At 60.9% G+C, this 10,335-nt stretch carries 9 protein-coding genes; 5 read left to right on the forward strand and 4 right to left on the reverse strand.

The features are described from left to right. Positions 1-25: 25 nt before the first annotated feature. Both nadC and AB5Y81_RS15685 read right to left on the reverse strand, forming a co-directional pair. Positions 26-883, reverse strand: a complete 858-nt coding sequence (nadC, locus tag AB5Y81_RS15680; RefSeq protein ID WP_010635962.1) for a carboxylating nicotinate-nucleotide diphosphorylase — start codon at positions 881-883, stop codon at positions 26-28. 4 nt (positions 884-887) lie between these two features. Then, positions 888-1,358, reverse strand: a complete 471-nt coding sequence (locus tag AB5Y81_RS15685) for a TIGR02281 family clan AA aspartic protease (RefSeq protein WP_017779055.1) — start codon at positions 1,356-1,358, stop codon at positions 888-890. Positions 1,359-1,481: 123 nt separating this feature from the next. On the opposite strand from AB5Y81_RS15685, the gene ampD reads away from it, so the two are divergent. From ampD to lpdA, 5 genes are all read left to right on the forward strand, one after another. Continuing rightward, positions 1,482-2,054 (forward strand): 1,6-anhydro-N-acetylmuramyl-L-alanine amidase AmpD, encoded by a 573-nt coding sequence (ampD, locus tag AB5Y81_RS15690; RefSeq protein WP_279485217.1) that lies wholly within the window; start codon positions 1,482-1,484, stop codon positions 2,052-2,054. A gap of 275 nt (positions 2,055-2,329) precedes the next feature. After that, positions 2,330-3,094: a pyruvate dehydrogenase complex transcriptional repressor PdhR gene (gene pdhR, locus AB5Y81_RS15695; RefSeq protein ID WP_005305630.1), complete on the forward strand. Its 765-nt coding sequence runs from the start codon at positions 2,330-2,332 to the stop codon at positions 3,092-3,094. A 79-nt stretch (positions 3,095-3,173) separates the two neighbouring features. Beyond that, positions 3,174-5,834 carry a pyruvate dehydrogenase (acetyl-transferring), homodimeric type gene (gene aceE, locus AB5Y81_RS15700; RefSeq protein ID WP_279485218.1) on the forward strand — a complete coding sequence of 887 codons (2,661 nt, stop codon included), beginning with the start codon at positions 3,174-3,176 and terminating at the stop codon, positions 5,832-5,834. Positions 5,835-5,947: 113 nt separating this feature from the next. Further along, positions 5,948-7,846: a pyruvate dehydrogenase complex dihydrolipoyllysine-residue acetyltransferase gene (aceF, locus tag AB5Y81_RS15705; protein ID WP_279485219.1), complete on the forward strand. Its 1,899-nt coding sequence runs from the start codon at positions 5,948-5,950 to the stop codon at positions 7,844-7,846. A gap of 149 nt (positions 7,847-7,995) precedes the next feature. Continuing rightward, the gene (lpdA, locus tag AB5Y81_RS15710; protein WP_005305622.1) at positions 7,996-9,423 is read left to right on the forward strand and encodes a dihydrolipoyl dehydrogenase; all 1,428 of its coding nucleotides are present in this window, start codon (positions 7,996-7,998) and stop codon (positions 9,421-9,423) included. Between the two features lie 72 nt (positions 9,424-9,495). Here the strand turns inward: lpdA and AB5Y81_RS15715 are convergent, their stop codons facing one another. Next, positions 9,496-9,678 carry a hypothetical protein gene (locus AB5Y81_RS15715; RefSeq protein WP_005305619.1) on the reverse strand — a complete coding sequence of 61 codons (183 nt, stop codon included), beginning with the start codon at positions 9,676-9,678 and terminating at the stop codon, positions 9,496-9,498. A gap of 144 nt (positions 9,679-9,822) precedes the next feature. Then, positions 9,823-10,335 (reverse strand): methyl-accepting chemotaxis protein (locus tag AB5Y81_RS15720; protein ID WP_368146729.1); only part of this gene is annotated, 513 nt, incomplete at its 5' end.

The raw sequence follows: 10,335 nt of genomic DNA on the forward strand, positions 1-10,335 counted from the left end.
ACGGGGCATGGTGAACGCCCTTCGGCTAGATAAAACGCATCGAGAGATCAAGGGCCCGCACATGTTTGGTCAGGGCACCGACCGAAATGAAGTCGACACCGGTAGCCGCATATTCGGCCAGGGTGTCCAGCGTGACGTTGCCGGAGACCTCCAGCTTGGCCCGCCCCTGATTGAGAGCAACGGCCTCGCGCATCATGGGCACGTCGAAGTTGTCCAGCATCACGATATCGGCGTGAGCGGCCAATGCCTGTGCCAGCTCGGCCAGGGATTCGACCTCGACTTCCACCGGTTTGCCCGGGTTGAGCCGGCGAGCCTCGGCAATGGCCTGCGCTATGCCACCACAGGCGAGAATATGGTTCTCTTTGATGAGATAGGCGTCATAGAGGCCGATGCGGTGGTTCTTGCCGCCGCCGCAGGTGACCGCATATTTCTGGGCGCTGCGAAGGCCGGGCAGGGTCTTGCGGGTGTCAAGCAGGCGGCAATCTGTGCCTGCCAGCTCGGCCACGTAGCGGGCGGTGAGGGTGGCGACGCCGGAGAGGGTCTGCACGAAGTTCAGCGCATTGCGCTCGCCGGTCAGCAGGGTGCGAGCCGGGCCATGCAGACGGAACAGCTCCTGATTGGGGGTGAGCACTTCACCATCCTGCACCAGCCACTCCACCTGCACATCGCCGCCAAGCTGAGTGAATACTTCATCTACCCAGGGCTGGCCGCAGAAGACGCCGGCTTCGCGGGTGATGACGCGGGCCGTCGAGATGCGATCCGCCGGGATCAGCTGGGCCGTGATATCGGCGCTGGCATCCGGTTGGTCCAGCGCGGTGAGGGCGTCGCCCAAGTCTTCGAGTAGTGCGGCGCGCACGGCGCGACGGATGTCCTGTTGTAGCATGCCTTTATTCCTGCAAAGGTCTGAGCAGCAATTGCCGCTCCTTTTGAACCAGCTCCAGCCGGCCGAGGGCATTCATGCCTACCAGCACCTCGTCGCCAGCCGCCGCCGGGTTGATAAAGATGGCCAGATCGTACAAGGTCAATGGTCCCATCGCCAGCGTTTCGATGGTGCCGTTGCCGACCCGGATAAACCCGGCTGCCGTATTCACCTGGCTGCTGCCGTGGGCGGTCAGGCCGAGCCGCTCGGCGACCCGTTGCGGCACTGTGATGCGCGTTGCGCCGGTATCGAGCAGCAGTTGCACCGGCTGGCCGTTGATGGCACCCTCCAGTCGATAGTGGCCGCTCTGGTCGGCCCTCAGCAGGAGTTCGCCGCTGCTGGTGACGCTCGGTTGGGTGCGGGAGTGGAAGTAGAGGGTCAGCAGGCCCATCAAAGAGAGCCAGGCCAGTAGCCAGAACCAGCGCGCCGTTTGCTGCATACCTCATCCATATCGAGCCAAAGATGACCCAGCCTAACACACAATTTTCCACTGATTCAGCGGCTTGGTGACAAGATGCCGGCCCGGATCGCGCTTTTCCCCTCAACTCGTATCGAGTAGCCGATGACCCATCCTGACCTCACGTTTTCCATCGACGCCGCCGGCTGGTGCCGGGAGGCTCGCAAGGTGCCCTCTCCCCACCACAACGAGCGGGCCAGCCCGAGCGACATCTCTCTGCTGGTGGTGCATGGCATCAGCCTGCCGCCAGGCGAGTTCGGCGGACCCTTCATCGATGACCTTTTTCTGGGGCGGCTCGATCCCGCGGCTCATCCCTACTTTGCCGACATCCATCAACTGCGGGTCTCGGCCCACTGCCTGATCCGGCGCGATGGTGAACTGGTGCAGTATGTGCCGTTTGGCGCCAGAGCCTGGCATGCCGGGGTCTCGAGTTGGCAGGGGAGGGAGGCGTGCAACGACTTCTCCATCGGCATCGAGCTGGAAGGGACCGACGAACTGCCCTACACGGACGCACAGTATGAGGTATTGGTTGGGCTCAGCCGAACCTTGTCGAGTTATTATCCCGCCATCACGGCGGATCGTATCGTCGGCCATTGCGACATAGCGCCGGGGCGCAAGACGGATCCGGGTGAGAGTTTCGAATGGCAGCGATATCGCCATGCACTCAACTTTAAGTAAATATTCTAAAAATAAGTTTGTGTTTTTAAAACAATGGCTTGCCTATATGGCAGGCCATTTTTATTCGCTGTTGATCAAATGTTGCCTGTGAGCCATGTCAAAAATATTGGTCTGACCAATTTCTATGAGGCAAATCATAAATCCCTCTATTTACCCCTTAAGTGGCAATGTTGATTCTTGATTCAGATCATCTTTTGGGTGGACTTTTCCCATGCCCTCTGCTAATTTTCGCCCCATTCATGAAATTGGTAATACCAATTTAACAAAGCAGCCTCATGCCCTATCTCAAGATTACTCAACCCAAGTTGGCCGACGCCATTGTCGCCGAGCTGGAACAGATGATTCTGGAAGGCAGTTTGCAGCCGGGCCAGAAGTTGCCGCCCGAGCGGGAACTGGCCATCCAGTTTCAGGTTTCGCGCCCTTCGCTGCGCGAAGCCATCCAGCGCCTCGAGGCAAGAGGACTCTTGTATCGTCGTCAGGGCGGCGGCACTTACGTACAGAATGCCTTGAGCAAAGGGATCGCCGATCCCCTGTTCGAGCTGCTCAGCACCCACCCGGAAGCCCAGTACGACCTGCTGGAGTTTCGCCATGCGCTGGAAGGCATCTGTGCCTACTATGCTGCATTGCGGGGAACGGAAGCCGATTTCGAGCGGATCCGTCAGGTGCAGTCCGCCATCGAGGAGGCTGGCCAGCAAGGCTCGCTGGTAGCCGAATCCGCTGCCGTCACCCAGTTCTATCTGGCGGTGGCCGAGGCGTCCCACAACGTGGTGCTGCTGCATCTGCTGCGGGCCATGGGCCCCATGCTTGAGCAGAACATTTTACGCAATAACGAAATTCTGAATCGCCGTCCGGGAGTGGTCGCCAAGATCCGTCGCCATCGCGCGCATCTGATCGAGGCTATCCTGTCGGGGGCTCCGGAGCGGGCCAGGGCAGCTTGTCATGAGCACCTGGCCTTTATCGAGGACACCTTGTTGGATATGCAGAGGGAAGACAGCCGGATCCAGCGATCCATGCGTCGGATCCGTCAGCAGGAAAACTAATCCCACAAGGCTTTATTGTCGAATGCTTGCGCCCTTCGCCGTGCAATGCCGTGCAATCACAACATAATAGGAACCAGCCATGTCTGATATCCTGAAGAACGATGTGGACCCGATAGAAACGCTGGAGTGGCTTGCCTCTCTGGAATCCCTGCTGCGTGAAGAGGGTCCGCAACGCGCTCAGTTCATCCTTGAACAGTTGGCCGAGAAAGCCCGCGCAAGCGGTGTGGACGTGGCTGCCAAGGCAAATCGCGACTACATCAACACCATCCCGTCCAGCGACGAGCCGGCTTACCCGGGCGACCTGGAGATGGAGCGTCGCATTCGCGCCATCATCCGCTGGAACGCCATGATGATCGTGCTGCGCGCCTCCAAGAAAGACCTGGACCTGGGCGGTCACATGTCTTCCTTCGCCTCTTCCGCGACCATCTACGAAGTCTGCTACAACCACTTCTTCCGTGCCAGCAACGAGAAGGACGGTGGCGACCTGGTTTACTTCCAGGGTCACATCTCCCCGGGCATCTACGCCCGTGCATTTGCCGAAGGTCGCCTGACCGAAGAGCAGCTGGACAACTTCCGTCAGGAAGTGGATGGCAAGGGTATCCCTTCCTACCCGCACCCGAAACTGATGCCGGAATTCTGGCAGTTCCCGACCGTCTCCATGGGTCTGGGCCCCATCGCCGCCATCTATCAGGCCCGCTTCCTGAAGTACCTGACCGACCGTGGCATCAAGGATTGCTCCGAGCAGACTGTTTACGCCTTCCTGGGTGACGGCGAGATGGACGAGCCGGAAGCCAAGGGCGCCCTGACCGTTGCCGTGCGTGAAAAGCTCGACAACCTGGTGTTCGTGGTCAACTGCAACCTGCAGCGTCTGGATGGCCCGGTTGTCGGCAACGGCAAGGTCATCAACGAGCTGGAAGGCCTGTTCGCCGGCGCCGGCTGGGACGTCACCAAGGTCATCTGGGGTCGCAAGTGGGATGAGCTGCTGAAGAAAGACACTTCCGGCAAGCTGATCCAGCTGATGAACGAGACCGTGGATGGTGACTACCAGACCATGAAGTCCCGCGATGGCGGCTACGTGCGCGAGCACTTCTTCAACCGTTACCCGGAAACCGCCGCGCTGGTCAAAGACATGACTGACGAGGAGATCTTCGCCCTGAACCGCGGTGGTCACGATCCTCGCAAACTGTTTGCCGCCTTCTCCAAGGCTGCACAGACCAAGGGCAAGCCGACCGTGATCCTGGCCAAGACCATCAAGGGCTATGGCATGGGCGAAGCAGCCGAAGGCAAGAACATCGCTCACCAGGTCAAGAAGATGGATCTGGGCTCAGTGCGTCACCTGCGCGATCGTTTCAACCTGCCGGTGACCGACGAGCAGCTGGAAAACCTGCCGTACCTGAAGATCGAAGAGGGTACCGAAGAGCACAAGTACCTGCACGCCCGTCGTGCCGCTCTGAAGGGTTATGTTCCGACCCGTCTGCGCGAGAGCACCACCAAGCTGGAAATTCCGGCACTGGATGCCTTTGGTCCGCTGCTGGGTGAACAGGCGCGTGAAATCTCCACCACCATGGCGTTCGTGCGTTCCCTGAACGTGATGCTGAAAGACAAGTCCATCGGCAAGCGCATCGTGCCGATCCTGGCTGACGAAGCTCGTACCTTCGGTATGGAAGGCCTGTTCCGCCAGATCGGTATCTACAGCCCGCACGGTCAGCAGTACACCCCGCAAGACCGCGACATCGTCTCCTACTACAAGGAAGACAAGCAGGGTCAGGTTCTGCAAGACGGTATCAACGAGCTGGGCGCCATGTCCTCCTGGCTGGCTGCTGCGACCTCTTACAGCACCAACGATTGCCCGATGATCCCGTTCTACATCTACTACTCCATGTTCGGCTTCCAGCGGATCGGCGACATGGCGTGGGCAGCCGGTGACCAGCAAGCCCGTGGCTTCCTGCTGGGTGCGACCTCCGGTCGTACTACCCTGAACGGCGAAGGTCTGCAGCACGAAGATGGTCACAGCCACATCCTGGCCAACACCATCCCGAACTGCGTCTCCTACGACCCGTCCTACGCCTATGAAGTAGCGGTGATCGTACAGGACGGTCTGCGTCGCATGTACGGTGAGAACCCGGAGAACGTGTTCTACTACATCACCACTCTGAACGAGAACTACGCCATGCCGGCCATGCCGGAAGGCGCCGAGGAAGGCATCCGCAAGGGTATCTACAAGCTGGAAACCGTGGCCGGCACCAAGGCCAAGGTACAGCTGCTGGGTTGTGGCTCCATCCTGGGTCACGTGCGCACCGCCGCCCAGATCCTGGCCAGCGAGTACGGCATCGGTTCCGACGTGTTCAGCGTCACCTCCTTCAACGAGCTGGCTCGTGACGGTCAGGACGCGGATCGCTGGAACATGCTGCACCCGACTGCCGAGGCTCGCGTTCCCTACATCGCTCAGGTACTGGGCAGCGAAGCCACCATCGCCGCGACCGACTACATGAAGTCCTTCGCCGATCAGGTGCGTGCCTTCGTGCCGACCGAAAACTACCGCGTGCTGGGTACCGACGGTTACGGCCGTTCCGACAGCCGTGCCAACCTGCGTCGTCACTTCGAAGTGAACGAGTTCTACGTAGTGGTTGCTGCCCTGACCGAACTGGTCAAGCGCGGCGAGGTAGACAAGCAGGTTGTGGCCGAGGCCATCGCCAAGTACGGCATCGATGCCGACAAGGTCAACCCGCTGTACGCGTAAGAGGATCAAGTGTCGTGCCGGGACTCGCTGCCCGGCACGACCTTGCAAAGGTTAACGCGAGAGACGCGTGACAGCAGTCGGTCACGCGGATGCACGCAAGAGGATAAAGCACAATGTCCAAACAGATTATGGTGCCGGATATCGGCGCCGATGAAGTTGAAGTCACCGAGATCATGGTGGCCGTGGGTGACAAGGTCGAACTCGATCAGTCCATCATCGCGGTAGAAGGCGACAAGGCCTCCATGGAAGTCCCGGCCCCGTCCGCCGGTATCGTCAAAGAGATCCTGATCAAGGTGGGCGACAAGGTTGCCACCGGTTCCCAGATCATGATCTTCGAAGCCGAGGGTGCTGCCGCTCCTGCGCCTGCTCAGGCCGCTGCACCGGTTGCAGCCGCACCGGCCGCCGCTCCTGCTGCTGCCGCTCGCAAAGACGTGCACGTGCCGGACATCGGTGACGACGAAGTGGACGTGACCGAGATCATGGTTGCCGTAGGCGACATGGTTGAAGCCGACCAGTCCATCATCGCCGTGGAAGGTGACAAGGCCTCCATGGAAGTGCCAGCACCGTTCGCGGGCCGCGTGGTCGAGATCAAGGTTGCCGCTGGCGCCAAGGTCTCTACCGGTTCCCTGGTGATGGTGTTTGAAGTGGCTGGTGCCGCTCCTGCCGTTGCTGCTGCACCGGCCCAGGTTGCCGCTCCCGTGGCTGCTGCCCCGGTTGCCGCCGCTGCCAAAGAGGTCAATGTACCGGATATCGGTGGCGACGAAGTCGAAGTCACCGAGATCATGGTCGCCGTGGGTGACAAGGTTGAAGCCGACCAGTCCCTGATCGCCGTGGAAGGTGACAAGGCCTCCATGGAAGTGCCTGCGCCGTTCGCCGGTGTGGTCAAAGAGATCAAGGTGAAGGCGGGTGACAAGGTCTCCACCGGTTCCCTGATCATGGTATTCGAAGTGGCTGGTGCCGCTCCGGCTGCCGTGGCTGCTCCGGCTCCTGCCGCTGCACCTGTTGCTGCCGTTCCGGCTGTCGCTGCTCCTGCGCCGGTTGCCCAGGCTGCTGCCGCCTCCGACTTCGTCGCCAACGATGCCTACGTCCACGCCTCTCCGGCGGTACGCCGTCTGGCGCGCGAGTTCGGTGTCAACCTGGCCAAGGTGAAAGCCTCCGGTCGCAAGGGCCGCATCGTCAAAGAAGACGTGCAAGCCTACGTGAAGGATGCGGTCAAGCGCGCCGAGTCCGCTCCGGCTGCAGGTCAAGGCACTGGTAACGGCAACGGCATGAGTGTGCTGGCGTGGCCTAAGGTCGATTTCAGCAAGTTCGGTGATGTGGAAGAGGTCGATCTGACCCGCATCCAGAAGATCTCCGGTCCGAACCTGCACCGCAACTGGGTCATGATCCCCCATGTCACCCAGTTCGACGAAGCTGATACCACCGAGCTGGAAGCGTTCCGCAAAGAGCAGAACGCGATGCTCGAGAAGCAGAAGGCAGACGTGAAGATCACCCCGCTGGTGTTCATCCTGAAAGCCGCCGCCAAGGCGCTGGAAGCCCATCCGCGCTTCTGCAGCTCCCTGTCCGAAGATGGCAGCAAGCTGATCATGAAGAAGTACATCCACATCGGTGTGGCGGTGGATACCCCCAACGGTCTGGTTGTGCCCGTGGTGCGCGACGTCAACAAGAAGGGCATCATGGAGCTGTCTCGCGATCTGGCCGAGATCTCCAAGAAGGCCCGTGCCGGCAAGCTGACCGCTGCCGACATGCAGGGCGGTTGCTTCACCATCTCCAGCCTGGGTGGCATCGGTGGTACCAGCTTTACCCCGATCGTCAACGCGCCGGAAGTGGCCATCCTGGGCGTCTCCAAGTCCGAGATGAAGCCGAAGTGGAACGGCAAAGAGTTCGCGCCACGCCTGATGCTGCCGCTGGCCCTGAGCTACGACCACCGCGTCATCGATGGTGCCGATGGAGCCCGCTTCATCACCACCATGAACGGCGTGCTGTCCGACATCCGTCGACTGGTCCTGTAAGTGAGAGGGCGGGCCCAGAGCCTGCCCTTTTTACTTCTCATTTCGTTAACAGGATTGTAAACTTGCCCCGTTTTTTTCACGGCTGCAGCCGCCTTGTCCTGGCTTAAGACTGCGCTGTCCGGGGATATAAGAACGACAAAGAGGTCATGATGAGTAAAGAAATCAAAACCCAGGTCGTAGTACTGGGTGCTGGCCCTGCCGGTTATTCCGCTGCCTTCCGTGCGGCTGACTTGGGTCTGGATACCATTATCGTCGAGCGTTACTCCACCCTGGGGGGCGTCTGCCTGAACGTGGGCTGCATCCCGTCCAAGGCGCTGCTGCACGTCGCCAAAGTCATTGAAGAAGCCAAGGCGCTGGCCGAGCACGGCATCGTCTTCGGTGCCCCGCAGACCGACATCGACAAGGTGCGTCTGTGGAAAGAGAAGGTCATCAACCAGCTGACCGGCGGTCTGGCCGGCATGGCCAAGATGCGTAAAGTCCAGGTTGTGAACGGCTTTGGCAAGTTCACCGGCCCGAACACCCTGGAAGTGGAAGGCGCCGACGGCAAGACCACCGTCACCTTCGACAACGCCATCATCGCCGCCGGTTCCCGTCCGGTGAAACTGCCGTTCATCCCCCATGACGACCCGCGCGTATGGGACTCTACCGATGCGCTGGAGCTGACTACCGTTCCGGGCAAGCTGCTGGTCATCGGTGGCGGCATCATCGGTCTGGAGATGGGTACCGTGTACTCCTCCCTGGGCTCCGAGATCGACGTGGTGGAATTTGCCGACCAGCTGGTTCCGGCTGCCGACAAAGACATCGTCAAGATCTACACCAAGCGCGTTGCCAAGAAATTCAACATCATGCTGGAGACCAAGGTCACCGCAGTTGAAGCCCGTGAAGACGGCCTGTACGTCTCCTACGAAGGCAAGCACGCCCCGGCCGAGCCGGTTCGTTACGACAACGTGCTGGTTGCCGTAGGTCGTGTGCCGAACGGCAAGATGCTGGATGCCGAGAAGGCCGGCGTTGCCGTGACCGAGCGCGGTTTCATCGAGGTGGACAAGCAGCTGCGTACCAACGTGGCTCACATCCACGCCATCGGCGACATCGTTGGTCAGCCGATGCTGGCGCACAAGGGTGTGCACGAAGGCCACGTGGCGGCCGAAGTCATCGCCGGCAAGAAGCACTACTTCGACCCGAAAGTGATCCCGTCCATCGCCTACACCGAGCCGGAGATGGCCTGGGTGGGTCTGACCGAGAAAGAAGCCAAGCAACAGGGCCTGAACTTCGAAGTCGCCACCTTCCCGTGGGCTGCTTCCGGTCGCGCCATCGCGTCCGACTGCTCCGACGGCATGACCAAGCTGATCTTCGACAAGGAGAGCGGCCGTGTCATCGGTGGTGCCATCGTGGGTACCAACGGTGGTGAACTGCTGGGTGAAATCGGTCTGGCCATCGAGATGGGTGCCGACGCCGAAGACATCGCGCTGACCATCCACGCTCACCCGACTCTGCACGAGTCCGTGGGCCTGGCTGCAGAAGTGTTCGAAGGCTCCATCACCGACCTACCGAACGCCAAGGCCAAGAAGAAGAAGTAATTCTCTTCCCGCTCCATGAAAAAGCCGCTCAATCGAGCGGCTTTTTGTTTTTCAGCGGCAGGCGGCTGGTTGTCAGCAGCGCCCCTTCTTCGCCTGGCCGGGCGGGCAGAAGGTGCCGTAACCGTCCCTGCTGCCATCGCTGACCCGGATGCGGGCGTCATCGACGCTCACATCGGCACTGTGCACCCGTACCGGTCCGCTGCTGCAGGCGCTGAGCAGCCCCCCCAGCACTATCATCACTACCAGCTTGCCCATAACTCCTCCTCTCATTTTCCTGATTATGGGGCATTTTCAGAAGTCGGTGGAGGCGGCGCAAAAGCGCCTGCGTCACGGCTTGCCGTGGTGGCGACAGAGGGCGCCGCAGCACCCTCTGTCAGGTGATGAAGTGAGCGCCAAAAGTTACAGCCGGAAGTTGCCGACCAGCTTGTCCAGCTCGCCGGAGAGGTGCTGCAGGCTGCGGCTCGACTCGGTGAGCTGGTGGGCGATGTCGGCGGTCTCCATGGTGAGCTGGTTGATGTCTTCCACGTTGCGGTTGATCTCGCCCACCACACTGGACTGCTCCTCGGTGGCGGTGGCGACCTGGATGTTCATGTCGCTGATCTGGGTGATGTGGGCGGTGATCTGGCCGAGGGCGCCGTTGGCGGCATCGGCCTGGGTGACCACTTCCAGGCTCTGGTTGCGGCCCTGGGTCATGGCGCTGACCGCGCGGGCGCTCTGCTCCTGCAGCCGGTTGATCATGCCCTGGATCTCGGCGGTGGAGGCGGCGGAGCGACTGGCGAGGTTGCGCACCTCGTCGGCCACCACCGCGAAGCCGCGGCCCTGCTCGCCGGCACGGGCGGCCTCGATGGCGGCGTTGAGCGCCAGCAGGTTGGTCTGCTCCGAGATGCTGCGGATGGTGTCGAGGATGCTGCC

The sequence above is a fragment of the Aeromonas sp. s2 genome (assembly GCF_040907935.1).
In the GTDB taxonomy this organism is placed as follows: Bacteria; Pseudomonadota; Gammaproteobacteria; order Enterobacterales; family Aeromonadaceae; genus Aeromonas; species Aeromonas dhakensis.

Coding starts and splice junctions, on each gene's coding strand:
- aceE (WP_279485218.1), top strand. CDS start 3,174: ATGTCTGATATCCTGAAGAACGATGTGGACCCGATAGAAACGCTGGAG.
- AB5Y81_RS15715 (WP_005305619.1), bottom strand. CDS start 9,678: ATGGGCAAGCTGGTAGTGATGATAGTGCTGGGGGGGCTGCTCAGCGCC.
- pdhR (WP_005305630.1), top strand. CDS start 2,330: ATGCCCTATCTCAAGATTACTCAACCCAAGTTGGCCGACGCCATTGTC.
- AB5Y81_RS15685 (WP_017779055.1), bottom strand. CDS start 1,358: ATGCAGCAAACGGCGCGCTGGTTCTGGCTACTGGCCTGGCTCTCTTTG.
- lpdA (WP_005305622.1), top strand. CDS start 7,996: ATGAGTAAAGAAATCAAAACCCAGGTCGTAGTACTGGGTGCTGGCCCT.
- aceF (WP_279485219.1), top strand. CDS start 5,948: ATGTCCAAACAGATTATGGTGCCGGATATCGGCGCCGATGAAGTTGAA.
- ampD (WP_279485217.1), top strand. CDS start 1,482: ATGACCCATCCTGACCTCACGTTTTCCATCGACGCCGCCGGCTGGTGC.
- nadC (WP_010635962.1), bottom strand. CDS start 883: ATGCTACAACAGGACATCCGTCGCGCCGTGCGCGCCGCACTACTCGAA.